We start from the raw sequence: 26,040 nt of genomic DNA, 5'->3' as shown, positions 1-26,040 counted from the left end.
GCAACATGAATACGAGCATTGCCTTTCGAATCCCACCCTTAGCTCCTGCCCGCAGTAACGCAGAGGCGATGTATTGTGGAAAAAAGAAGTGTTGTAAAAAATTCAAAAAGGGCAAACGATGCAAGAAATGCCCGGGTCGATTAAAAATGGCCTAACGCTTATACGACGGATTTCTCAGCGAAATAGGTAGAGCGCAAGTAGCGCCAATAGGACGAGCAAAACCAGCCACCCGACCTGCCCTCTTAGCTTACTTTGTCTTTTCTCTTGCAATTCCCCTTGTTTTTTGCTTTTCTCATTAAAAGGAACCTGCTCCTTAGAAACATGAGTTTTATCATGAATGGTAATTCCTTGCACCACCGTTTTACGTAGAAGTGTGTTTTGAGCATGGAGTAAGATTTGAAATTGCCCTTGATCAAATTCCGGCAATTCAATTGTTTTCTCTCCAAAAGCCTTTACCAGACCAAAGGGGACTATCTTTACGACGTCCGCATGCAGGGTATTCCATTTCAAGATCACCTCTTCTCCTTTTTCTCCCTGTAGCTTACTGACCGTAAAGGATTTAATCACCGGGGGCAAAGGACTTCTAGGGCTTCTATCTTCCGTTTCCAAATAAGAATCGTAAACGGAGCGGGACTCCGGGTCCGAAAGGATTTCGTAGGCCTCTTTCAAATCCGCAAAGCGCCGATTGAAAAAGGGATCTTCCGAATTTTTATCAGGATGGTATTTATGGGAAAGCTTGCGGTACGCCGATTTGATCTCTTCCAGAGTAGATTTCGAGTCGATGCCGAGAAAGTAATAGTAATTCTTCAAGTTCAGTATTCTATAGGCAAAAATAGCAATTGTAATTCTTTTTCCTTACTTTTAAATTCTAAACTTAAAAGTAGGCACGAATGGAAAACGGCGCAGACATCAAAATCTCCAAAAAAAAGCCCTCATACCTTCTTAGTGAGCCTTTCCGACATTACTTAAAACGCTTTGATCGGGTCGCAAAATTAAGCGCCCAATACGAAGACCTTCTGCGTTATAGTGAGCACTTCCCCATTACCGATCAAGAAGGCAATGACACCCTTTGGGAAGGCGTTATGTACCCTTACCAAGAAATGATAGAACTGCATGCAGGTTTAGTTGAAATTTATCAGCGCCTGCGTTCCGATGGAAATCAAGAGGCGAAATCCCACCTAAAAGTGGACAGTATTGACTATTGTACTTTTGGAAACTCCCACCCGTTTCGAATCAAAATCAAAAACTCCCATAACGACATTCACGACTATTTTTATGTCAAGAAAGCAGATGCCTCCCGCGTCTATGGACTTGAACTCGAGTATCTACTCTCTCCCAATCGTATCGACTTTCTTGTCTACAACGATACACTCATAGAAGAGCACGTCTCAGGGATCCCTGGCGATGTTTTTCTAAACAAGTGGATGGATGAAAACCAAAACAAAAAACGAATTGCAAAAGAATTTGTAAAATTTAATGAACGCTGCTTTTTAAGACTTCTTGGCGACCAAAGATCTTATAATTTTGTGATGGTTCTCACGCCTGATTTTGATGAAATTAAATACAGAATTCGAAGCATTGACTTTGATCAACAAAGTTACGAAGGACGCGCGAATGTATACAAGCCCCAATTCTTTAAGGAAAACTTCCCTTATGTTAAACTCGTGATGGACAACATTGAGACCTCGTCCATCAAACAGTACCAACACGAAGAGCGCTCTTTAATGGCCAAACGTATGATTGTGGCCAAAAAAAGAATCTCGACCTTGCTTCGGATCATGCGGAAAGAAGCCCTCTCAAGTGAGGAAAAGATTCAGACACTAAAAAACGAAATTTACGCCGAATTAAAAGATCCGGCGCTGTTGCATTGTAAAACGATGGGGGATATTGTAGCCGCTATACTAAATCATACCGTACGGAACTACGAGAAATCATCCTCACTACCCTCTAAATTCTAGGGGGTCAAAATAGAATGGTAAGGGACTAAGAATCTCTTATTTGAGATTCTCCACATATTTTTCAAAATTACTTAAGACCACGTCCCAAAAACGTTTTTGAGTTTGGTGCGTATTTTTGGTTTCCGGTTCAAACACCATACTAAATTTCGTGGCATCTTGGTCGATGGCCTGGAAATCAAATTCAACTTCACGACCGTCCGTGAGAACAATAGAGATGTGTTCTCGGGGAACAAACGTTTTAATCGTGCCGGTAAAATCATAGCCCGAACCTTGGTCTTTGGTGCTCATTACATAGCGAAAAGTTCCTCCCTCTTTTAACTCATTGACAGCGCTTTCGCACCTCTGGCTCTGAATCACAAAAAACCACTTTACGACATGTTTAGGATCCGAAAAAGAATCCCAAACCTTTTCTATGGGAGCCAGCAGCATCACCTCAGACTTGATTGTTTCCATACGTTAATTTTTGATAAAGATAAGTAAAATAAATAGTGCTAGTCAAACGCTCCATTCTAAAATTAAAAAAAAAGGATCCTTTTCGGACCTTAAAAATTGAATTTTCCCACTCAAAACCTATTGATTCCTTTCCTTTACTGGATTCTTCAAAGTGCATAATTAAAATTTTTCCTTTTCATCACACAAAAAAAGTGCACTTAAGTAAAGTACACTTTTCTAGAATCTAGTTTCTCTCTTTATTTTAAGGCTTCAATCGCTGCCTCGTAGTTCGGTTCGGTTGTAATTTCAGGCACTTGCTCTGTGTACAACACTTTGCCTGTTTCATCTGTAACCACCACGGCGCGAGACAAAAGACCTCTCATCGGTCCGTCGCTAATTTCAACTCCGTATTCTTTTCCAAAGTCTCCTCTGTAATCAGAAAGTGTCTCTACATTGTCTAAACCTTCTGCTGCGCAAAAGCGACCCAATGCAAATGGAAGATCCTTCGAAACATTAATAACCACCGTACCTTCTAAAGACGTAGCCCGTTTGTTAAACTCACGCGCTGAGGCGGCGCAAATTCCCGTATCAATACTTGGGAAAATATTAAATACTTTTTTCTTTCCCTCGTAATTCGAAAGTTTTTTCTCCTCTAAATCTTGGTTGACTAAAGTGAAATCCTTTACTGAATTTCCTGACGCAGGAAGCTCTCCTACGGTATTAATTTCATTTCCTTTTAATGTGATTTTTGCCATAATGTATAAATTTATCTCTCCCAAAGATAGTCAATTTCTTCTACAACCTTTCCTAACAGAGGGTTAAAACTTTATTAAATATCTTGTCCTTATTCCGATTGTGGTCTAGACTAAACTTCGTGTTCTTGTTAAAATTCAGTAAATTTGTAATCCTATAAATTAAAATCAAAAACAACACAATAATGTCACAAGCAAAAATCTATTACACCCTTACGGACGAAGCGCCTATGCTGGCTACCAATTCATTTCTGCCGATCGTAAAGGCATTTACGAAACAAGCTGGAGTTGAAATTCAGGTTCCAGACATTTCTCTTGCCGCCAGAATTTTAGCAAACTTCCCTGAAGGACTATCCTCAGAGCAATTTGTTCCCGATTATTTAACTCAGCTAGGAGAACTGGCAAAGACCCCAGAAGCAAACATTATAAAGCTTCCGAATATTTCCGCCTCGGTTCCTCAACTTGAGGAAGCGATCCAAGAATTACAAAGTCAAGGATTGCAAATACCGAATTATCCTACAGAACCAAAAAACGAGCAGGAGAAGCAAATTCAATCCCGTTATGCAAAGGTTTTAGGATCCGCAGTAAACCCTGTTTTGAGAGAAGGGAATAGTGACCGTCGAGCCCCAAAATCTGTAAAAGACTACGCAAAAGCAAACCCACACCGTATGGGCACTTGGGCACCTGACAGCAAAACCGAGGTAGCTCACATGAATGCAGGAGATTTTTACGCGACAGAAACCTCGACCACAATAGAGTCGGCATGCAAATATCGAATCGTATTTGAGTCTGCAAATGGAGAACAAACCGTTTTGAAAGATTTTGCGCCCCTACTAGCGGGAGAAATCATTGACAGCTCTGTGATGCATTTAGCCGCTCTTAAAGCAAGTGTACAAGAGGCCATTGATAGAGCAAAAGCTCAAGACGTTCTTCTTTCTGCCCACTTAAAAGCGACGATGATGAAAATCTCGGACCCTATTATTTTTGGTGCAGTCGTAGAGACCTATTTCAAAGACGTTTTTGCTAAATATGCCGAGACTTTCAAATCTCTGGACATTAATCCAAATTTCGGATTAGCGACCCTCTATGAAAAAATCGAAGGAAATCCGAAAGAAGCTGAAATCAAAAGAGATTTGCAGCAAGCAATGGAAAAAGGCCCTCGCATTGCCATGGTTAATTCTGACAAAGGAATTACCAACTTCCACGTTTCTTCAGATGTGATTGTGGACGCCTCGATGGCAGCCTTAGTTAGAGGAGGAGGGAAAATGTGGAACAAGGAAGGGAACGAGGAGGACACTGTATGTCTAATTCCGGACCGTACGTACGCTGGATTCTATGATGCAATTGTAAAAGACATGAAAGCAAACGGCGCTATTGATCCCAAAACCTTTGGTACAGTTCCTAACGTAGGACTTATGGCTCAAAAAGCAGAAGAATACGGATCTCACGACAAAACATTCCAATTGAAGTCTGCAGGAACCGTAAGAATCGAAAATGAAAATAAGGAAGTTCTTCTCGAGCAGACTGTAGAAACCGGAGATATCTTCCGTATGTGCCAGGTCAAAGATGCACCGATTCAAGACTGGGTGAAATTAGCAGTGAACCGCGCCCGCCTATCCGATACCCCGGCCATTTTCTGGTTAGACAAGGGCAGAGCGCACGACGCGCAAATGATCAAAAAAGTGGAACTTTATTTAAAAGACCATGATTTGAGCGGACTTGACATCCGAATTATGGATGTTAAAGACGCAATGCTTGAAACCTTAAAACGAGGACGTGAAGGAAAGGACACAATTTCCGTTTCCGGGAATGTCCTAAGAGACTATTTAACGGACATGTTCCCAATCTTAGAACTGGGAACCTCAGCCAAAATGCTATCCATCGTTCCGCTTATGAACGGAGGGGGTCTTTTTGAAACAGGCGCAGGAGGTTCGGCTCCAAAGCATATCGAACAGTTTATCAAAGAAGGCTATTTGCGATGGGACTCTTTAGGGGAGTTCTTAGCCTTGCAAGCAAGTTTAGAACATCTCTCGCAAACACAAGACAACCCAAAAGCCAAAGTTCTTGCTGACGCCTTAGACGGTGCCAACGCCCTATTTTTACAAAATGACAAATCGCCAGCGCGTAAATTAGGTTCGATTGACAACCGAGGATCTCACTTCTATTTAGCCATGTATTGGGCTCGTGAGATCGCAAATCAAAGTGAAGATCTAGAGCTGGCAAAAACCTTTGCGGTCATTGCAGACAAAATGGAGCAAAACGAGACGCTCATTAATGAGCAGCTGATCGCTGCGCAAGGCTCTGCCCAAGACATTGGCGGATACTACCATGCAGACAGAGAAAAAACAGAAAATGCGATGAGACCAAGTACGGTATTAAATGAAATTATAAATTCTTTATAGTTCCATTCTAGGTTGAATACTCTTGACCTCTGCACTTTTTGCGGAGGTCTTTTTTTGTACTTTTACATGGTGGAAAATTCATTAACAGTCTTCTCTAAGTCGGGAGAGCAGGTAGAAAACACCAAAAGTGACTCCTTTTATAGGCTTTATCTATTCGAGGGCAAAGGGAGTTTAACCTTTGAGGGAATCACCTACCCTTTTCAGGGACCTACGGTTTTATTCACTTCCCCTTACCAAAGCCACTCCTTAAATATCGAATCTAAGCGAGAAGTTTGGGGACTAAAATTTCATGGAGACTTCTACTGCATTGAATACCACAAAAAAGAAGTAGCATGCAATGGACTCCTTTTCAACAACGTCTATTTACAGCCGCACTTTCCTACGGATCCTGAATCTTTTGAGGAGCTTATTTCTCTCATTGAAAAGATCAAAAAAGTTTCCATAAAGGACTCGTTTTCAAGGTCAATTTCGCAATCCTACTTGCAACTGATTTTAGCCTTGTGCACGAAGAAAAAGAGTGATTATCTAACACGTACTACACAAGAAGGACCTCTTTCTGATCATTTGAGTCCATTTCAAGAACTAGTCGAAGCGCATTTCACCACACAGAAAAACACTTCATTTTATGCCGATGCTTTGCATATGTCGCCTAGCGCACTCACTAAGAAGATAAAGAAAGAATTTGGCAAACCGCCCTCTAAACTTATCAGTGAGCGACTAATTTTAGAAGCGAAGAAAAAACTTCATTTAACGCGTGATTCGATCAAAACCATTGCTTCAGAATTGCGTTTTGAGGATGCCTTTTATTTTAGTCGTTTTTTCAAAAAACATACAGGATTAACTCCTAGTGAATTTCGAACTCATGTAGGAATCTCAATTGTAGCACAGCCGTCCTAAATAGGCAAAATTATCCATTCAATTTCCCTAACTGTCCATTTTCCTTGGAAGGCAATCGTCCTACCTTTGAAAAAACAAAATATGACAGCATTCTTTGAATTTCTTAGTTCTAGTAAAAGGCCTTTTATTCACGGCCTACGAATTTCAATCTTTGTCGTGATGGCTTGGATTGGCGGCTTAAAAGCCTTTCAATACGAGGCAGACGGCATCGTACCTTTTGTAGCAAACTCTCCTTTTATGAGCTTCTTCTACCAGAAAAACACCTCTGACGCGGATTCTTATAAGCAACACAAAAACAAGGAGGGAGAAGTAGTACCCCAAAACATTAAATGGCATCAGTCCAATGGAACGTATGTTTTTTCCTATGCTTTAGGAACCGTAATTTTCATAATCGGCACCCTGGTCTTACTTGGTATTTGGCTACCTAAAGTTGGAGTTTTAGGTGGGCTGTTAACCTTTGGAATGTCTTTGGTCACCCTATCCTTCCTAATCACAACCCCGGAGACTTGGGTTGCGGATTTGGGCGGGCCTGACCATGGATTCCCCTATCTTTCGGCGGCGGGTCGACTTGTAATCAAAGATATAATTATGCTTTTTGGAGGCCTAATTTGCGCCAGTGAAGCTGCGGGGGAAGCCCTTCGCAGAAAATCATTGTAAAGAGTTGCTAGTGACTCACGATTTCTGCCAAAACAAAAAGGCAGACTTATCTTATGCAAAAAGGACAAAATAGGGGATTGTAAGAATTCCTTGAAAGATTAATGTATTAATTTACGTATTGCGACAGGTTACTTTTATCCAAGTCGGATACGAAAGAGTATACAAATCAAATTAGAGGGTCCTAAAATAGAAAACGCTAGCAATTGACGAATTACGAGCGTTTTCTATTATCTAATTTTCGACATTGTTAGTGATGCAGTGAGACGGCTATATTACAATAGTGAAATTAATGGATTCCGAAAGTTTTTTAATCTAACAATTCGTCACGCACAGCATTTGGGAGAGTCACTTTCAAATTGGGTTCAAGTTCCATAGCTCGTTTTATGGCAAATGTAGCACCTTCATTACGGGCCCAACTTCTTCTAGAAATTCCATTATTAACGTCCCAGAATAGCATCGATTTTAATCTTCGGTCTGCTTCAGGACTTCCGTCTAGTAGCATTCCAAATCCGCCATTAATTACTTCTCCCCAACCTACGCCTCCTCCGTTGTGAATAGAAACCCATGTCGCTCCTCGGAAACTATCCCCGATCACATTATGAATGGCCATATCGGCTGTGAATCGAGAACCGTCGTATATGTTTGAGGTTTCACGGTACGGAGAATCCGTTCCTGAAACATCATGATGGTCGCGCCCTAACACTACTGGACCAATTGTTCCTGCTGCAATTGCTTGGTTAAATGCTTCGGCAATTTTCATTCTACCTTGTGCATCCGCATAGAGAATTCTTGCCTGGGAACCGACTACCAAATTGTTTTTTTGCGCCTCTTGGATCCAATGAATGTTATCTTTCATCTGTTGCATAATTTCAGGAGGCGAAACTTTCAGGAGTTCTTCCAACACCTCGCAAGCCAAGCGATCGGTTTGCTCCAGATCCTTCGGATCGCCACTACTGCAAACCCATCGGAAAGGACCAAACCCGTAATCGAAACACATAGGTCCCATAATATCTTGCACATAGCTAGGGTATCTAAACTCTCTTCCAAGTGTAGGATTCGGATTCATCACCTCTGCTCCTGCGCGACTGGCTTCCAATAGGAACGCATTTCCGTAGTCAAAGAAATAGGTTCCTTTGTCTGTATGTTTATTAATTGCTCGAGCATGTCTACGTAGACTCTCCCGAACTTTCTCTGCAAAAGCCTCAGGATCTTCAGCCATTAGGCGATTCGATTCTTCAAAACTTAGCCCCACCGGATAGTATCCCCCAGCCCATGGGTTATGAAGAGAAGTTTGATCGGAACCAATATCGATTGAGATTCCTTGCTCATCCAACGTTTCCCAAACTTCCACTACATTCCCTAGGTAGGCAAGTGAAACTGTTTGTTTTTCTTCTTTTGCTTTTCGAATACGAATAACCAGCTCCTCTAAATTCTCAATAATTTCATCCACCCATTTTTGCTCGTGACGGATTTTTGCAATTTTCGGATTTACCTCAGCACACACTGTAATGCATCCTGCAATACTCCCTGCTTTGGGCTGTGCACCAGACATTCCTCCTAAACCGGAGGTCACAAAGAGTCCTGCTTTGGGGTCCTTGTTTATTTTACGAAATGCGTTGAGTACAGTAATGGTCGTACCGTGTACAATGCCTTGTGGACCTATGTACATATAACTACCTGCCGTCATCTGACCGTATTGCGAAACCCCTAATGCGTTAAACTTTTCCCAATCGTCGGGTTTGGAATAATTCGGGATTACCATTCCGTTGGTCACCACGACTCGGGGTGCCTCTTCATGGGAAGGAAATAGTCCCATCGGATGTCCTGAATACATCACGAGGGTTTGCTTGTCTGTCATTTCACTTAAATACTGCATCGTCAGTAAGTACTGCGCCCAGTTACTGAAAACACCGCCGTTCCCTCCATACGTAATCAACTCATGGGGGTGCTGGGCTACCGCTGGATCCAAATTGTTTTGAATCATGAGCATGATGGCTTTTGCCTGCATGCTTTTTCCAGGATACTGCTCAATCCCTCGCGCCTTCATAGGATAGTCAGGACGAAATCTATGCATATAAATTCTTCCGTAACTTTGTAGTTCCTGTTTGAATTCAGGGACTAATGTTTCGTGGAATTTTTCCGGGAAGTACCGAAGTGCATTGCGAAGTGCAAGATTCACTTCTTCTTTATTTAGGATATCCTTACGCTTTGGCGCATGATTGATTTTGGAGTCGTACGCTTTCTCAGCAGGCAGTTCACTAGGGATTCCCGCTTGTATTTGTTCTTGAAAAGTCATGTAAAATAAGTCTTTGACCAAAGTACAATTTTTGGACAAATTGCGCAAATTTACTTGTGGGTCTTGCCGAGCATCGGCACAAATTTGTAGGCACCAAAGTCTTCTTTTTCAAACTCTGTTTCTGAAATCTTAGTAAAGCGCATTAGCACTTGTTCTTCTTGAGGCCCTAACGGTATCACTAAGATTCCACCGATTCGCAATTGTTTTAGAAGTTCGGTGGGAAGCTCATGAGCCCCGCAAGTCACTAAAATACGATCAAAGGGGGCAAACGTTGGAAGCCCTTTAAATCCATCGCCAAAACTATGAAACTTAGCTCGGAGTCCTATCTGTTTTAATTTCTCAGAAGAAAAATCAAACAAGCTTTTTTGCCTTTCCACCGTATAAACGAGTGCTTTCATCGCAACCAGAATTGCGGTTTGATATCCACTTCCGGTACCAATTTCAAGCACTTTATCCCCTGAAGATACCTGTAGCAATTGCGTTTGCTCTGCCACAGTAGAGGGATGGGAAATGGTTTGTCCAGCCGCAATCGGAAAAGCTCGATCCTCGTAGGCGTAATCCGCAAAGATACTTTCAATGAAAAGGTGGCGAGGTACGCTTTGCATAGCCTCAAGCACTAGGGAATCTTCGATTCCTAGTTTTTGATGGAGATACTCTACGAGCTTACGGCGCTTTCCTTTGTGTACAAAACTATCTGGCATAGGACAAAAATAGCAATTAAAAACGAGATTCCATGGGCTTTCTCCTCACATTCCACGGAGGTAAATAGGCCAAAGAGTTTCATTTTTCTTTTCGAATCCATATCTTTACAAAAATAATAAAGCATGATTAAAGCAGGTCTCGTGGGCGCAGGGCATTTGGGGAAGATTCACCTAAAACTTCTACAACAAAGCGAACACTATAATCTCGTGGGCTTCCATGACGCTGACACAGAAAACGGCCGAAAAATTGAAGCAGAATTTGGATACCGGTACTTTGAAAATTTCGAGGAGCTTTTGGATCAAATTGACATGTTAGACATTGTTACTCCCACGCTTTATCATTATCAATACGCTTTAAAAGCAATTGAAAAAAGAATTCATTTCTTCATTGAAAAACCCGTCACTCAAACTTTAGAACAAGCGAAAGAAATTCTCTCGCTCTGCAACGAGCATCAGATCAAGGCTCAAGTTGGACACGTGGAACGCTTCAACCCTGCCTTCATTGCCACCAAGCAGTACATTCAAGATCCCATGTTTATCGAGATTCACCGTCTTGCGGAATTCAATCCCAGAGGAACGGATGTCTCAGTCGTACTCGACTTAATGATTCACGATCTTGATATTCTCTTAAGCATTGTAAAATCAAAAGTAAAAGACATCCATGCCAGCGGAGTATGTGTCGTGTCAAAAACGCCCGACATCACCAATGCGAGAATTGAATTTGAGAACGGTTGCGTGGCCAACCTCACCACCTCTCGAATTTCGATGAAAGCCATGCGAAAATCTAGATTTTTTCAGCGAGACGCATACATATCGGTCGATTTCTTAGAAAAAAAAGCAGAGGTAATCCGAATGAAGGAAGCGCCAGAAAACCCTTCCGATTTTGATATGATCATTGAGAGTTCCGAGGGTGAAAAAAGTCAAATTCTTTTTGAATATCCAGCAATCGAACCTAACAATGCGATCTTGGATGAGCTCAATGCGTTCGCAAGAGCAATTGCAATGGATGACCAAGTTGAAGTTTCCCTTGAAGATGGAACGGAGGCACTGGAAGTGGCCCTTAAAATCATGAACCTAATTCAAAAGTCTCCAACACCTTCTAAATAATTCGTTATGCTACGATACGGCCTTTTAATACTCTTTTTCGGATTCTTCTTTATCCAGTCCTCAGCGCAGTCCCTATCCGAACGAATTGCTACGCTAACCAAGGGAAAACCTCTTACGTTAGGGGTTTCTGTAATCGGTATTGAAAATTCACTTCAGTTTCACTGGAACGAGAATAAGGCCCTGCCGATGCAAAGTGTATTTAAGTTCCCCATTGCCCTACAAGTCCTTTCCCTTGTCGACAAAGGAACCTACTCCCTTACGAGTCCTATTCTTGTCAAAGCAGAAGAACTATTAGACAATACCTGGTCTCCTTTAAAGGTAAAATATCCTTCTGGCGATGTGACTCTTTCGCTCGGTGAACTCATTGAATATACCGTTGCGCAAAGTGACAACAATGCTTGCGATGTTCTACTAAGATTAGGGGGTGGACCTTTACAAACGCAGAAGTTTATTCGCAGCTTTGGACTTAAGGAATTCCAGATTCTATTTAATGAAGAGCAAATGCACGAAGATTGGGAGCGTCAATATCAGAATGCGGCATCTGCAAAAGAACTAAGTTCTCTACTCAAATTGTTTTATGAGGGAAAAACTTTATCAGAAAGTTCAACCGCTTTTCTTTATAAAGTAATGCTCAATACAAAAACCGGCAGCAATAAAATGAAAGCGCTTCTCCCTAAGGGATCCACGGCCCACAAAACGGGCGCATCTGGGAAAAACAAGGAGGGTCTCACAGGAGCGGAAAACGACATAGGAATTGTAACCACTCCAAAAAACAACCATTACGCACTTTCCATTCTAATTTCAGATTCGAAATTAGATGACAAAACAAACACGCAAATGATCGCGACAATCTCGAAATGGATTTACGATTATTACGCTGAACAGGAATAGGAATAAAAATAAGAACTAAAAAGGAAGAATAAAAAAAATAGTATGAACAAGATTGTAGTAATTGGCGCAGGAACCATGGGCAATGGAATCGCGCACACCTTTGCACAAAATGGATTTCAAGTAAACTTGGTAGACGTTTCTACTGAGGCCCTAGAAAATGGACTAAAAACCATCACCTCTAATCTCGATCGGATGCTTTCGAAAGAAACCATTACTGAGGCTTTAAAAAAGGATACCTTAGATCGTATCACGCTATTCACAGACCTAAGCAAAGCCATCGACGAGACGGAATTAATTGTAGAAGCCGCGACGGAAAACTTAGAGTTAAAATTAAAGATTTTCAGACAGATGGATGAACTTGCGCCTGGGAATTGTATTCTTGCCAGCAATACCTCCTCTATTTCCATTACCCAAATCGCATCTGTTACAAACAGACCTGAAAAAGTAATTGGAATGCATTTTATGAATCCAGTACCCCTAATGAAACTTGTGGAAATCATTAAAGGGTTCTCCACTTCTAAAGAAACGTTTGACAAAACGTTTGAATGGTCCAAGACTCTAGGCAAAACGCCAGTGGAAGTGAATGACTATCCCGGATTCGTGGCCAACCGTATCTTAATGCCTATGATCAATGAAGCGATTGAGACCCTATACAACCGCGTAGCAGGTGTCGAGCAAATCGACACGGTAATGAAGTTAGGAATGGCGCACCCTATGGGTCCATTGCAACTTGCAGATTTCATTGGATTAGACGTTTGTCTTGCTATCTTAAACGTAATGCACGATGGATTTAAGAACCCGAAATACGCTCCCAATCCACTTCTCGTAAATATGGTACGAGCGGGAAAACTAGGAGTAAAATCAAAAGAAGGGTTTTATGACTATTCCACCACCAAAAAAGCAGAAATTGTAGCTAAAAGTTTTGCAACCGGATTTTAACAAAATTTAAAATAGGGGATTCATTTGCTAAAACAATTTTCTTTATCTTTGACCCCATTAAAACATTACAAAAATGAAAATACCTAAATTTTTATTAGCCGACAATTCCGAAATGCCGGAAGATTTATTTGTAGTTCATACAGAATATCCAAGATTTATCCTTAACGTAGAGGAGGAAGAAGTAGAATGGTTAGACGATCTTGAAGGAGATGACGAAGAAACCATGGCAGACGAAGCCACTAAAGTAGTAGAAATGGCTTTCACATGGTGTGACGAAGAATTAGCCAAATACGACGAAGAGGACGAAGAGAACTAATTCTTTTAGTTTCTAATACTTAAAATATGCAATCTGCTTTCCTCCGGAAGCAGATTGTTTTTTAAGCAAAAGGTCTATAAAAACAATACCGCCGAGAGAAGCTCTAGGCGGTATTGTTTTTTGAAAGTAGATTCCTTTCTTAGTTTTTTGTAAACTTCATAAGAAGTAAATTGTCTTTGTACAATTCAAGGGTATTCCCATTCACAACGTAATGCGTTGCACTTTGCAGAAGACCAAGAAAGTTCGTTTCTGTCGTCATATCTTCACAAGCTTTTCTTGTCGATCCCAGTGCGGAAGTTGAAAAACCACCCACGGATGGGTTTAGCTCAACACCTCCAAAATAAGAATTACAGCCTGCATTCCCTGCAATCTTTTGCTCTTCAATTAGGAGCGTAGGTTTTGGACCTGAGACGGATTCCGTTACAGTCCACTGGGTATTTGCAATACTCGTTTGCTTCGAGCCTACTTTACCCACGGATCCAATCGCTGTACACGAAGCGAGGGTAAGAAAAGCGAATAGAACTAACCAAATATTTTTCATAAAATGTAATTTTGCAAATCAAATGTATAAATAAAAATCGGACTGCGTCTTGAATTTAAGCTTTTTCTAATCAAAAAATAGGCCTATTAAAGCGCTGCGCAATTCAGAATTTCAAGATCCCTTAACGAAGAGTTGCTCCAAATTCATTTTCAAACAAAGCGATCAATTGATTCATCACCTGAGAAATTTCTTTCTCTTCGAGTGTCTTTTCTTCGTTGAGTAACTCAAAACTTAGCGCGTAGGATTTCTTACCCTCGGGTAGGTTTTTGCCTTCGTAAACATCAAACAAGTTCACTTTACGTAAATAGCGGGAAGGCTTCTTCTCTACTGCTTTTTTAAGCTCACTATAGCTTACATTTTTATCTAGTAGCAAAGCGAGGTCACGACGAATCACATTAAACTTAGGAAGGTCTTGAAATTTAAGATTCTCTGTTTCTCTCAGACTCTGGGCCAGTTGAAGTTCGATTTCTGCGTAGTAACATTTCTGATCTACATCTGCTGACTTAAGCGCCTCTTTTGAAACAATCCCAAGTCTTGCCACAATTTGATTTCCAACTTTCAAAGCAAGGCCATCGCTAAATCGCGCGTCCTCTAGCACCTCTTCTTCCCATTTAAGCCCAAGTCGCTGTAAGAGAAGAGATACATATCCTTTAAGGCGATAAAAATCACTAACTTCTCCTTGCGACCTCCAATTCTCTGCCTGGTCCTTACCGGTGGTAAGCAGGGCGAGTTGCTTGCGCTCTGAGTAGGATTTCGTCTTATGGTAAATCTTTCCTAGTTCAAAAAACTTTAAATCTGCACTTTTTCGATTGATGTTATAGGCTGCGTTTTGCAATAGACCCTCTAGCAGAGACGTACGAAGGTACGCTAACTCTCCACTTAATGGATTTAGTAATTTAACGGCATCCTTTGGATCCTTAATCGAGGTTAAGGAATTATTCATTACTTCATTAAACCCAGCGCTTTGAAGCGTTCGAGCCCACGAATTTTCAAGTTCGTCTTGGTCATTTGTACTCAATTTCACAGGGGAAAACGAAAATTTCGCAGGCGATTCCACCTTATTGTATCCATAAATACGAAGGATCTCTTCAATGACATCAATCTCTCGAGTTACGTCCGCTCTAAAGGTAGGAACCGAAAGTTCGAGCCCATTTTGAATTTCATTTAGAATAGCAATGTCTAGAGACTTTAGAATTTCTTTGACCTTCTCTCTGTGGATTTTAATCCCAAGGATTTGATCAAGCATTGAATAGCGTAAAACGACGTACTGCCCCTCTATCGCGCTAGGATAGAGATCGATTACTTCACCGACCAACTGTCCACCCGCAATTTCTTCAATCAATTTAATTGCGTAAGAAAGTGCTGTTTTCGTTTGAGCAGGATCCACTCCTCTTTCGAAACGGAAAGAGGCATCTGTACTTAATCCGTGATATTTGGCTGCTTTCCGGACTGCTACGGGATTAAAGTACGCACTCTCTAGGAAAATCCTTTGAGTCTCTTCTCCTACGCCCGAATTCATTCCACCGAAGACCCCTGCGATACACATGGGATTATCGCTTCCGTCTTTAATCATAATTTCTTCTCCCGAAAGGCTTCTCTCCACTCCATCTAGGGTGGTGAATTTCGTTCCCTTCGCAAGCGTACCTACTTTTACTTTGTGGCCTTCGATCTTGTCTGCATCAAAAGCATGCAAGGGCTGACCTAGGCCGTGAAGAATGTAATTGGTAATGTCTACCACGTTATTGATTGGAGATAGACCAATGGCTAGGAGCCTATTTTGAAGCCATTCGGGTGAGGCTTCTATGGTTACATTTTCCACAAAAGCGCCCACGTAGCGAGGCGTTAGAGTTGAATCTTCTACTACAATCTCTAAATCCGATTCGTTTTGCCCTTCCAAGGGTTGAAGTGCTACTTTCTCAAAATCAGACTTCTGAGAATTGCTGGCTAAATAAGCATGCAAATCTCTTGCAACTCCGTAATGGGACATTGCATCGGTTCTATTAGGGGTTAAACCAATTTCATAAACATGGTCACTCCCTACTTCAATATAATCGCTTAGAGGTCTTCCGACTTCATATAAATCTTCTTCTAAAACCATAATTCCAGAATGGTCCTCACCAATGCCTAGTTCCACTTGGGAACAAAGCATTCCTTCTGAAACCTCTCCTCTTAGTTTGGCTTTTTTTATCTCAAAAAAACTTCCATCTTTTGCATAGATCTTCGTACCCACAGTGGCAACCGCTACTTTCTGACCTGCCTCCACATTGGGAGCTCCACACACGATGGAAAGTAGGCTCTGAGCGCCCACATCGATTGTGGTTACTTTTAATTTATCCGCATTGGGATGCTTTTCGCACGTCATCACCTGACCCACAACGATTCCTTGCAAAGACCCTTTAATGGTTTCAAAAGGCTCTATACCTTCCACTTCTAAACCTATGTCGGTTAGGATTTCTCCTATGCGTTCTATTTTTAAATCGGTGTTCAGGTATTCGCCTAACCAGTTGTTTGAGATTTTCATTTACTCTTAAATTTGTGTACAGATACGGGCGCAAATATCGGTATTTTTGAGCAGACATTAAAATATAGCCATGGGAAATTCAAAAGGATTCTCTCCCCCAAAAGGAATTCAAAAGAACTTAAATTCCATTTAGCCTGCGGCCCAAAAAAAATAGGAGCTTGACTTAAGCAAGCTCCTACGGTATTCAATTAATCAATGCACTCACTTTGTATTCAAGTCCATTGAATTTGATTGCATTTTACATCCCTATGACAGGCATGGAAAGCATCAATAAATTTTCATTGTCTTCTAGTCCGTCAATTGGCTCAATAATTCCAGGACGGGTTGGCATGGACATTTTAATGGTAATGTCATCGGATGCAAGAACAGAAAGCATTTCTGTTATGAACTTAGAGCTAAATCCAATGTTGATATCCTCGCCGTTGTAATCACAAGGAATCTGCATATCTGCCTTGTTTGCATATTCAGGATCTTCTGTGTGCAAATGCAATATGTTACCAGACAATTTGAAACGAACCTGATTCGTGGATTTATTCCCCATAATAGAGGCTCTTTTGATCGCTTGAAGAAGCAGAGCTCTATTGATTGTTAGAATGTTTGGATTTTCCTTTGGAATGACCGCTGTATAATTTGGATACTTCCCATCAATTAATAAGCAAATCCAAATGTTTTTTCCAAATGTGAACTTCGCTACATTGTCAGCGAATTCAATCAAAACCTCTTCCGCTGTGTTTGATAAAATTGATTTGAAAATAGCCAGTGGTTTTTTCGGCATGATGAACTCCATCGGTTCTGCCACAAGGTCTGTTCTATTGTAAACCACAAGTCGATGCGAATCTGTGGAAACAAAATTCGTCCCTTCTTCTGTAAACTGAAATAACACTCCGGTCATTACAGGTCTTAGAGAGTCATTTGAAGTCGCAAACAAAGTGTTATTTAACGCCTCGGAAAGAACACCTGCAGGAATCACTACTTTTTGAGTCGCATTAAATTCAGATAGTTCAGGATAGTCTTCTGCATTGTCCAAGGCCACTGCAAAATTATCCTTCTCGTCTAAAATTTCAAGTAGACTTCCCACCCCCTCATCGTTGTCTTTTACTGACAAAGTAAGAGGCTGTTCTCCATAGGTTTTCACAAAATCTTGAAAAATCTTCGCAGGCACCGCAAATCTTCCGGACTCATCTGATTTTACATCTAGACTTGTAATAAGCGTAGTTTCTCCATCCGAAGCCGTGATTTGCAATTGATCTTGATCTAAAGCAAATAGGTAATTTTCTAAAATTGGTCTGGATTGAGAGCTTGAAATCACTCCACTTACGGTTTGCAATGCTTTTTGCAACTCTCCACTTGAAACGATAAATTTCATAAATCAATTTAATTTCTACAAATATAACAAATAAAGGGAAAATAGAGAAAACTTGTGGCTTTAGTTATTAACAATATTCTCTCTTTTTTTTATGGGAATTTCTCCTAGATTCCCTACCTTTCCCTTACTCAATATGAATAACAAAACTTTTCTTTCCAGTCTTAAAAATGCGCTTAACGGACTGCAACATGCAGTTCGCACAGAGCGCAATTTGCAAATTGAGCTTTTTGCCTTCGCCTTAAACCTCGTATTCATTTTCATTTTTGATCTAACCTACGTGGAAATTGCAATTCTGCTACTCGTGTGCGCACTTGTTCTATGCATGGAGCTACTAAACACAGCTCTTGAAAAAATGGCGGATTTCATCGAGCCTAAATGGAACGATAAAATTGGACTCATAAAAGACTTAGCTGCAGGCGCAGTGCTACTGGCTTCCCTCTTTGCTCTTTTCGTAGGACTAGTTATTTACTTACCTCACCTAAAAGCCCTACTCCTCGGAGCATAAATTCGCGTGATGACCAAAAAAAGGCGGTGAAACCATTTGTTTCCCGCCTTTTCAGTATTCTACTAAAAGAATTTCTTATTTAAAGTAATCCACTCCATTTTTAAAGACATTGTGGTAATTCGCATCCGGAATGTTTTTCATTAGTCCTTCGCTAAATCGCTCTGTGTGTCCCATTCGACCAAATATTTTTCCATCTTTGGAAGTCACACCTTCGATTCCAAAAAACGAATTGTTTGGATTAAAAGGCATTCCGTGGGCTACTTGTCCCTGGAGATCCACATACTGGGTTGCAATTTGTCCTTGCTGGTAAAGCTCTTCAATCGCCTCCTTGGAAGCAACAAATCTCCCTTCCCCATGGGAAATCGGAATTGTGTATTCTTCTCCTAAGGTTCCCGCTAACCAAGGGGAATGCTCACTTACCACTTTTACGCGGACCATTTGAGAAATATGTCTACCAATGGAGTTATGTGCTAAGGTGGGAGAACTTGCATCCAGATCTCGGATTTCCCCATAGGGTAATAACCCTGATTTCACAAGGGCTTGGAAACCATTACAGATACCTAAAATCATCCCATCTTTCTCTAAGTGGTTCATCACTGCTTCTTTCATTCGCTCGTTCTTAAGCACGTTCACAATGAATTTCGCGGATCCATCCGGCTCATCGCCCGCAGAGAAACCTCCAGAGAACACGAGAATCTGAGAATTCTGAATTTCTTTAACCCAATTTTCAATGCTTTGCTCTAGCAAATCTGTGGTCAAATTCACGAGAGTTGAACTGTTTACAATGGCCCCTTCCTTAGCGAATGCATTGATGGTCTCGTATTCACAGTTTGTCCCTGGAAAAACCGGCGCAAAAACCGTAGGTTTTGCAATTCCATGGCCTCTCTTTATTAGTGGAGAAGACTTAATTGAGTTTAAACTCTCGTCCACATTAAGAAGAACAGCCTCCTTTTCCTTAGTTGGAAAAAGCGATTCAAATGTGCCTTTGTAAGCTCCTAGAAGCTCTTCAATTGAGAAGCTTTCTCCCGAAATTTGCAAAATAGGCTCACTTGAGACTTTTCCAATTTCAATTAAGTGGGAACTTTCAAGAGGCTCGGTAGACTCAAGAACTAAACTTCCAAGAGAACTGGTTAATAGACTTTCTTTTGAAGTCGAAACGAAAGCACCCAGTCGGTTTCCAAAAGCCATTTTAGCGATCGCTACGGCAAGACCGCCTTTTTTGATTGTTTTAGCCGACACTACTTTTTGGGATTTGATCGCCTCATGGACTTCCCCATAAACCGCTTTTAACGACTTATAATCAGGCATTCCGCTCGAATCGAGCGTATGATTGAAATAGTAAATATAATTCCCTGCTTTTTTAAATTCCGGTGAAATCACATTCTTTTTCTCCCCGTGTGCACAAGCAAAAGAAATGAGCGTGGGAGGCACATTCAAATTCTCAAAAGACCCACTCATACTGTCCTTTCCACCAATCGCGGCCAACTCAAAATTCATTTGAGCATCGTAGGCACCCAGTAGAGAAGATAGCGGTTTTCCCCACTTCTCAGGTACTTGACCCAATTTCTCAAAATACTCTTGAAAGCTCAAACGAATCGTGCGGTAATCTCCGCCCATGGCCACAATCTTAGAGACGCTTTCTACAACTGCAAGAGCAGATCCACTTAGGGAGTTTTCACTCGAATGGTCCGCATCAAATCCCCAAGAGGCAAAAGAAACAGTCTCCACCTCTTTTGCCCCAATCACAGGCAAGGTTTGCACACTTCCTTCCATAAGGGTTTCTTGGTAGGTTCCTCCGTAAGGCATTGCTACGGTTGTTCCTCCCACAGAGGCGTCAAACATTTCTTGAAGCCCTTTTTGAGAGGCAACATTCTTATCTTTTAATAGAGTAAGGAAATTTTCTTTTGAAAATTCGATTGAATCTTCTTTGTAAGGCTTTAAATGAGATATTTTGGCAGTCTGTATTTTTCGACACCCGTTGGTGTCCAAAAATTCACGACTCAAATCCACAATTTTCTCACCTTTCCAAAACATTTGCATGCGACCCGAATCTTCCACCTTCGCAATGGAAAAGGCATGAATATTTTCTTTTTCACAAAGGGAAATGAATTTCTCTTTGTCGCCCGGCTCGATCACCACGGCCATTCTTTCTTGAGATTCGGAAATCGCAAGTTCAGTTCCACTAAGGCCCTCGTATTTAAGGGGCATTTCGTCCAACTGGATGGACAAACTCGAGGCAATTTCCCCAATAGCTACGGAAACTCCACCGGCTCCAAAATCATTGGATTTTTTAATCAGTCTTGTGACTTCAGGATTTCTGAAAAGTCTTTGAATTTTTCTTTCCTCGACTGCGTTTCCCTTTTGTACTTCAGTGGATAGGGTATGGATAGAGTCTTGGTCCTGCTCTTTGGAGCTTCCTGTGGCACCGCCTACTCCATCGCGTCCTGTGGCACCGCCAAGGACAATCACCAAATCTCCTGGACAAGGTTCTTCACGTTTTACCCAATCTTTTGGCACAGCTCCCACTACAAATCCTACTTCCATACGTTTTGCTTTGTATCCAGGATGGTAGATTTCATCGACTAACGTAGTAGCGAGTCCAATTTGGTTTCCATAAGAAGAGTATCCACTGGCTGCTTTTTTCGAGATCGTACGCTGAGGAAGTTTCCCCGGCAGCGTTTCAGAAACAGGCTCTAATGCATTACCCGATCCGGATAGTCGCATCGCTTGGTACACATACGCACGACCCGACAAAGGGTCCCGAATTGCCCCTCCCAAACAGGTGGAAGCGCCCCCAAAGGGTTCAATTTCCGTAGGGTGGTTGTGGGTCTCATTTTTGAAAAGCAAATACCACGGCTCTTTCTTTCCATCGTAGTTCGCTTCTATTTCAATGGTGCACGCATTGATTTCTTCAGAGACCACTAGGTCTTCTAATTTTCCTGTCTTGTATAAGTACTTTGCTGCGATCGTTCCTATGTCCATAAGAGACATGGCTTTATGCTCTCGCTTTAAAAAGGCTCTTTTGGATTGGTAATCGTTATAAATGCGCTCGAGAACCTCCTTTTGATACCCTTCAAACTCTATTGAGGTAAGTTCCGTTTCAAAGGTCGTATGGCGACAGTGATCGCTCCAGTACGTGTCTAGTACTTTAAGTTCAGTTTCTGAAGGATCTCTTTGTTCCTTTTGAAAGTAGGACTGAATGAAGGTAAGATCTTCCATATCAAATGAAAAATCATGTTCTTTATGGAACTGTTCTAATTGCTCCTTAGTGTAGGCTGTAAAGCCCGAATGAATCGGGACCGGTTGGGGCTCTTCTTGTTTTGGAATTTCCAAAACTTCAAGATTCTTCTCTTGACTTTCCACCTTATTGATAAGGTGCTCCTTTATAAGATCCATATCGCTTGAGCTTACTCCTTGAAGTTCAATAAGCGAACCGCTGCGGACTTCTGCCTTATCATTTCCGGTAAGCAGCGTAATACACTGCTCTGCCGAATCCGCTCTTTGGTCGAATTGACCGGGAAGATATTCCGTGGCAAAGTAGAGACCTTGGGCTGGATTCTCTTCGTGGAGCTCATCCGTCACGGGATCTACAAACGTGGTATGAACCACTTTGGAAAACTCCTCACTGCTTAGACCAAAAAGATCGTATACATTGTAAACTTTTACGGACTGAATGGTCGGTACGACTGCTTTAATCTCTTCCAAAATTTTTGGACTTTCTACATCAAACAGACCCCTTTTTTCTACGAATATTCTTTTTTTCATTTCAACTCTCATGCGGCTTTCAGGCCGGATGCTTAATTACTAGATTGTACTCTTTCTTCTTACTTTGTCTAAAAAAATAGGCAGCCCGTAGGGGGCTGCACTACCTTATACTTTTAAATCAGAACTACCGCCCATTTCGTGAGCGTACTTCTTTAATATAGGCTGAACTTCATTCTCAATAAACTCCTGCGTTTGAATAGGCGCAAAGCCAATGAAATTTTTCGGATCCAAAACTTCCCTTAGTTTGCTCTTATCAAGTCTTAGACTTTCGTCGCTTAAGATGCGTTCCAAGAGATCGTTCTCTTTTCCTTCCATTTTCACTTTTTTACTCGCTTCCATGGAATGCTGACGAATCACTTCGTGAATCTCTTGTCGGTCACCTCCGGCTTTCACTTCTTCCATAATAATGTACTCTGTGGCCATAAACGGAAGTTCTTCCTCAATATGCTTTCCAATTCTATTCTCATAGACCACGATCCCATTTAGAATATTATTCCATATGAGTAGAATGGCATCCACCGCCAAAAAGGCTTGTGGAATAGTAAGTCTTTTGTTTGCACTGTCATCAAGAGTTCTTTCAAACCATTGGGTGGAGGCCACCATAGCGGAACTGCTTGAAAGGGACATCACAAATTTGGCAAGCGCGCCAATTCTCTCCGAGCGCATTGGATTTCTTTTGTAGGCCATCGCGGAAGATCCAATTTGATTTTTCTCAAAAGGTTCCTCGAGTTCTTTCAAATTCTGAAGTAGTCTTAAATCGTTGCTAAATTTATGGGCTGACTGTGCGATATTCGAAAGTAGGGCAACCACTTTCGCATCTACTTTCCGGTCGTACGTTTGACCTGAGACGCCGAACACTTTTTCAAAACCAAATCGTCTTGAAAGCTCTTTGTCAAGATGCTTCACTTTGGTATAATCCCCTTCAAAAAGTTCTAAAAAGGAGGCTGCAGTACCTGTGGTGCCTTTTACACCTCGAAAACGAAGAGTGTCTAAAAAGAATTCTAATTCTTCAAAATCAAGCACTAGGGATTGAAGCCACAAGGTGGCACGTTTCCCCACAGTCGTTAATTGAGCGGGTTGATAATGCGTAAACCCAAGAGTAGGCAAATCCTTATATTCTATTGCAAAATCAGAAAGACGCTGCATGACGCCCACCAGTTGCTTTCGAATGAGTTTAAGTCCGTCGCGGATCTGAATTAAATCCGTATTGTCTCCCACAAAAGCGGACGTAGCCCCCAGGTGAATAATTCCTTTGGCTAAAGGAGCGGCATCGCCATACGTATGGACGTGAGCCATCACATCGTGCCTAAATTTTTTCTCGTATTCGGCTGCTTTTTCAAAATCTATATCGTCCTGATTCGCTTTTAGCTGGTCGATTTGTTCTTGTGAAATTTCTAATCCAAGTTCTTTTTCAATCTCCGCCAAATGGATCCAGAGTTGACGCCAGGTGCGAAATTTATTGTTGGGTGAAAAATTAAAAAGCATTTCCTCACTGGAATAACGCTCTTCCAATGGATTTTTGTAGGAATTCATTCGATTGGTTTAAGGTTTAGACTTAGGCAAAATTATGGATTTTAATTGAGAGATGAAAGTCGGTTTTGAGCGAAAAAAAATCGCCACCCTAGGGCAGCGATTATGAATACAAAAATGACGCACGCGGTTACTTGGACCAGTGCACTCTTTGCGTTTTAAAGTCCTGAGAATTCGTTCCCACCATAATGTCAAAATCTCCTTCTTCCCAATCGTGAAGAAGTTTATTGTCGTAATACTTTAAAAGTTCGGGTTGAATCTGGAAGCGAACCACTTTACTTTCCCCTTTTTTAAGGAAAACCTTTTCAAAACCTTTCAATTCTTTCACAGGGCGTGTATTGCGACCCACCAAATCGCGAATATACAATTGCACGACTTCCGAACCATCGTAGTTTCCTGAATTGGTTACGGTTACACTGGCTTCAATCGTTTGATTTCCTTTTGGGGCCTTGTCTGAAACCGAAAGCTCAGAGTACGAAAAATTCGTATAGCTTAATCCAAAACCAAACGGATATAGCGGAGTGTTGCATTCGTCCATGTAATTAGAGCGGAACCTCTCGTATTCACATTTCGCAGTTTTCTCCGGACTAAGCGGTCGGCCTGTATTTTTATGGTTGTAATAAATTGGCACCTGCCCTACACTACGAGGAAAGGTCATTGGTAATTTTCCGGAAGGATTCACCTCTCCAAATAGCACGTCTGCTACCGCAAGTCCCGCTTCTGTACCTGGAAACCAAGCGTTCAAGATGGCATCCGGAGTTTCGTACATATTTGAAAGGGCTAAAGGTCTTCCCGTCAAAAGAACCACCGCAATCGGCTTGCCTGTTTTTTTAAGTTCATTTAGCAAATCGATTTGCGCCTCTGGAATCGTAATTTCTGCGCGTGAAGAGGATTCTCCGCTCATTTCTGCACTTTCCCCAATGGCTAGCACAATTACATCCGACTGATTTGCAACATCAACGGCTTCTTTAAGTACGGCCTCTTTCCCTCTGGAATCACGGTCCACTACTTTGCCATGGGCTGCGTATACATTTTCCAACGTTTCGTTTTCCTCTACGTTTGAACCCTTAGCCGTAAGGATCTTCACATTCTTGCCTGCACTTTTTTGAAGTCCATCTAAAAGAGTGACTGCACTTCCGTGCGTAGTGGCAACACTCCATGTTCCTGGCATGTTGACTGAATTTTTTACCAGAGGACCAATAAGCGCAATGGTTCCTGATTTCTTTAAAGGAAGTACCTGATTGTCATTTTTTAAGAGCACCATTGAAGCGGCCGCAATTTTCCTTGCTTCCTCACGATTTTTTTGCTTAAAGACTTCTTTTTCTGCCTCTTTTTTGCTACCGTATCGATACGGATCTTCAAAGAGCCCCAAATCGTATTTTGATTCTAAAATTCGTTTTGCGGCCAAGGTAATTTGCGCCTCCGTTACTTTTCCTTCTTTGAGCGATTTTTGAAGCGTAGTGAGAAAGCCTTCCCCTACCATATCCATGTCGGTTCCTGCATTTAATGCCAAGGCGGAAACGGTCTGCAAATCTCCCATACCGTGTTGTTCCATCTCGTTAATTCCTGTGTAATCACTTACCACGAACCCTTCAAATCCCCACTGTTTTCTTAAGACATCGTCCATAAGCCACTTATTCCCAGTCGCTGGAATCCCATCCACTTCATTGAAAGAAGCCATTACGGAACCAACGCCCGCCTCCACAGCCGCTTTGTAAGGAGGGAAATATTCGTTGAACATACGGGTGTGACTCATGTCCACAGTGTTGTAATCAAGTCCTGCTTCCGGTGCACCGTAAAGAGCGAAATGCTTCACGCAGGCAAGGATCGTGCTTTCAAGGGAAAGATCCTTCCCTTGGTATCCGTACACCATGGCTTTTGCAATTTCACTTCCGAGGAAGGGATCTTCCCCTGCACCCTCGGAGACACGTCCCCAACGAGGCTCTCTTGAAACATCCACCATCGGAGAGAAGGTCCAGTTAATCCCGTCCGCAGCCGCTTCTTTTGCCGCAATTTGCGCAGAACGTTGCACTAAATCCATGTCCCAACTCGCGGCAAGCCCGAGGGGAATCGGAAACGTGGTTTCGTATCCATGGATGACATCCATCCCAAAAAGCAAGGGAATCTTAAGTCTCGACTTTTCCATCGCTACTTTTTGAACAGCTCTAATTTTCTCAATTCCTTTGATATTGAATAGTCCTCCGACTAACCCCTGTTCAATCTTTTTTCCAATGTCCGAACTCTGCGCTTGTCCTGTGGTGAAATCCCCTGCGCTCGGCAAATTGAGCTGACCAATTTTCTCCTCTAAGGTCATTTTTTGAAGTAGCTGGTCTACAAATACTTTCTTTTTGGCCAGGTAGTCCGCCGTTTGGTACTTTTGAACGGGCTGATGGACGAGCTCCTGTGCCATCGCAAATGGACTCAGAGCCAGGAGCGCAACTAAAATTAACTTCTTCATTATTCT

At 41.8% G+C, this 26,040-nt stretch carries 20 protein-coding genes; 9 read left to right on the top strand and 11 right to left on the bottom strand.

From position 1 onward, the window contains the following. Nucleotides 1-174 precede the first annotated feature (174 nt). Nucleotides 175-810 (bottom strand): J domain-containing protein, encoded by a 636-nt coding sequence (locus tag AC3IRX_RS10880; RefSeq protein WP_489210366.1) that lies wholly within the window; start codon nucleotides 808-810, stop codon nucleotides 175-177. Nucleotides 811-890: 80 nt separating this feature from the next. Between AC3IRX_RS10880 and AC3IRX_RS10875 the strand changes: the two genes are divergently transcribed. After that, a complete protein-coding gene (locus AC3IRX_RS10875) occupies nucleotides 891-1,958 on the top strand; it encodes a hypothetical protein (RefSeq protein ID WP_489210365.1) in 1,068 nt (355 codons plus the stop codon). 36 nt (nucleotides 1,959-1,994) lie between these two features. On the opposite strand, the gene AC3IRX_RS10870 is transcribed toward AC3IRX_RS10875, so the two are convergent. Next, nucleotides 1,995-2,411, bottom strand: a complete 417-nt coding sequence (locus tag AC3IRX_RS10870) for an SRPBCC domain-containing protein (protein WP_489210364.1) — start codon at nucleotides 2,409-2,411, stop codon at nucleotides 1,995-1,997. 236 nt (nucleotides 2,412-2,647) lie between these two features. Further along, nucleotides 2,648-3,145 (bottom strand): thiol peroxidase, encoded by a 498-nt coding sequence (gene tpx, locus AC3IRX_RS10865; protein WP_489210362.1) that lies wholly within the window; start codon nucleotides 3,143-3,145, stop codon nucleotides 2,648-2,650. A gap of 182 nt (nucleotides 3,146-3,327) precedes the next feature. On the opposite strand from tpx, the gene AC3IRX_RS10860 reads away from it, so the two are divergent. From AC3IRX_RS10860 to AC3IRX_RS10850, 3 genes are all read left to right on the top strand, one after another. Then, entirely contained in the window at nucleotides 3,328-5,544 is a 2,217-nt protein-coding gene (locus AC3IRX_RS10860; protein WP_489210360.1) for an NADP-dependent isocitrate dehydrogenase, read from the top strand. Between the two features lie 66 nt (nucleotides 5,545-5,610). Further along, nucleotides 5,611-6,441: an AraC family transcriptional regulator gene (locus AC3IRX_RS10855; protein ID WP_489210358.1), complete on the top strand. Its 831-nt coding sequence runs from the start codon at nucleotides 5,611-5,613 to the stop codon at nucleotides 6,439-6,441. An 81-nt stretch (nucleotides 6,442-6,522) separates the two neighbouring features. Next, entirely contained in the window at nucleotides 6,523-7,098 is a 576-nt protein-coding gene (locus tag AC3IRX_RS10850; RefSeq protein ID WP_489210356.1) for a DUF417 family protein, read from the top strand. A gap of 307 nt (nucleotides 7,099-7,405) precedes the next feature. Here the strand turns inward: AC3IRX_RS10850 and hutU are convergent, their stop codons facing one another. Further along, complete coding sequence (gene hutU / locus AC3IRX_RS10845; protein WP_489210353.1) at nucleotides 7,406-9,394, bottom strand: urocanate hydratase; 1,989 nt, start codon at nucleotides 9,392-9,394, stop codon at nucleotides 7,406-7,408. Between the two features lie 50 nt (nucleotides 9,395-9,444). Further along, nucleotides 9,445-10,095 carry a protein-L-isoaspartate(D-aspartate) O-methyltransferase gene (locus tag AC3IRX_RS10840; protein WP_459112701.1) on the bottom strand — a complete coding sequence of 217 codons (651 nt, stop codon included), beginning with the start codon at nucleotides 10,093-10,095 and terminating at the stop codon, nucleotides 9,445-9,447. A 123-nt stretch (nucleotides 10,096-10,218) separates the two neighbouring features. Between AC3IRX_RS10840 and AC3IRX_RS10835 the strand changes: the two genes are divergently transcribed. The 4 genes from AC3IRX_RS10835 to AC3IRX_RS10820 all read left to right on the top strand — a co-directional run bounded on the left by AC3IRX_RS10835 (nucleotide 10,219) and on the right by AC3IRX_RS10820 (nucleotide 13,348). Continuing rightward, nucleotides 10,219-11,202, top strand: coding sequence for a Gfo/Idh/MocA family protein (locus AC3IRX_RS10835; protein WP_489210352.1), 984 nt, complete (start codon nucleotides 10,219-10,221; stop codon nucleotides 11,200-11,202). 6 nt (nucleotides 11,203-11,208) lie between these two features. Next, complete coding sequence (gene bla, locus AC3IRX_RS10830) at nucleotides 11,209-12,093, top strand: class A beta-lactamase, subclass A2 (RefSeq protein ID WP_489210350.1); 885 nt, start codon at nucleotides 11,209-11,211, stop codon at nucleotides 12,091-12,093. A 42-nt stretch (nucleotides 12,094-12,135) separates the two neighbouring features. Continuing rightward, nucleotides 12,136-13,032 (top strand): 3-hydroxyacyl-CoA dehydrogenase family protein, encoded by an 897-nt coding sequence (locus AC3IRX_RS10825; protein ID WP_489210348.1) that lies wholly within the window; start codon nucleotides 12,136-12,138, stop codon nucleotides 13,030-13,032. 73 nt (nucleotides 13,033-13,105) lie between these two features. After that, the gene (locus AC3IRX_RS10820) at nucleotides 13,106-13,348 is read left to right on the top strand and encodes a DUF8828 family protein (RefSeq protein WP_459084300.1); all 243 of its coding nucleotides are present in this window, start codon (nucleotides 13,106-13,108) and stop codon (nucleotides 13,346-13,348) included. Between the two features lie 139 nt (nucleotides 13,349-13,487). Here the strand turns inward: AC3IRX_RS10820 and AC3IRX_RS10815 are convergent, their stop codons facing one another. From AC3IRX_RS10815 to dnaN, 3 genes are all read right to left on the bottom strand, one after another. Continuing rightward, on the bottom strand, nucleotides 13,488-13,889 hold the full coding sequence (locus tag AC3IRX_RS10815) for an META domain-containing protein (protein WP_459084301.1): 402 nt from the start codon (nucleotides 13,887-13,889) through the stop codon (nucleotides 13,488-13,490). A 121-nt stretch (nucleotides 13,890-14,010) separates the two neighbouring features. Continuing rightward, nucleotides 14,011-16,410: a phenylalanine--tRNA ligase subunit beta gene (pheT, locus tag AC3IRX_RS10810; protein ID WP_489210345.1), complete on the bottom strand. Its 2,400-nt coding sequence runs from the start codon at nucleotides 16,408-16,410 to the stop codon at nucleotides 14,011-14,013. 238 nt (nucleotides 16,411-16,648) lie between these two features. After that, nucleotides 16,649-17,776, bottom strand: coding sequence for a DNA polymerase III subunit beta (dnaN, locus tag AC3IRX_RS10805; RefSeq protein ID WP_459112706.1), 1,128 nt, complete (start codon nucleotides 17,774-17,776; stop codon nucleotides 16,649-16,651). Between the two features lie 133 nt (nucleotides 17,777-17,909). On the opposite strand from dnaN, the gene AC3IRX_RS10800 reads away from it, so the two are divergent. Beyond that, nucleotides 17,910-18,281, top strand: a complete 372-nt coding sequence (locus AC3IRX_RS10800; protein WP_489210343.1) for a diacylglycerol kinase — start codon at nucleotides 17,910-17,912, stop codon at nucleotides 18,279-18,281. A gap of 75 nt (nucleotides 18,282-18,356) precedes the next feature. Here the strand turns inward: AC3IRX_RS10800 and AC3IRX_RS10795 are convergent, their stop codons facing one another. From AC3IRX_RS10795 to bglX, 3 genes are all read right to left on the bottom strand, one after another. Continuing rightward, nucleotides 18,357-22,046: a phosphoribosylformylglycinamidine synthase gene (locus tag AC3IRX_RS10795; protein WP_489210342.1), complete on the bottom strand. Its 3,690-nt coding sequence runs from the start codon at nucleotides 22,044-22,046 to the stop codon at nucleotides 18,357-18,359. Nucleotides 22,047-22,151: 105 nt separating this feature from the next. Then, the gene (gene purB, locus AC3IRX_RS10790; RefSeq protein WP_489210340.1) at nucleotides 22,152-23,579 is read right to left on the bottom strand and encodes an adenylosuccinate lyase; all 1,428 of its coding nucleotides are present in this window, start codon (nucleotides 23,577-23,579) and stop codon (nucleotides 22,152-22,154) included. Nucleotides 23,580-23,706: 127 nt separating this feature from the next. Next, complete coding sequence (gene bglX, locus AC3IRX_RS10785) at nucleotides 23,707-26,034, bottom strand: beta-glucosidase BglX (RefSeq protein WP_489210338.1); 2,328 nt, start codon at nucleotides 26,032-26,034, stop codon at nucleotides 23,707-23,709. Nucleotides 26,035-26,040 lie beyond the last annotated feature (6 nt).

Source organism: Epilithonimonas sp. KH_059 (genome assembly GCF_057838485.1).
Note: the sequence above shows the minus strand (reverse complement) of the source record. Positions and strands in the feature narration are given on the sequence as shown.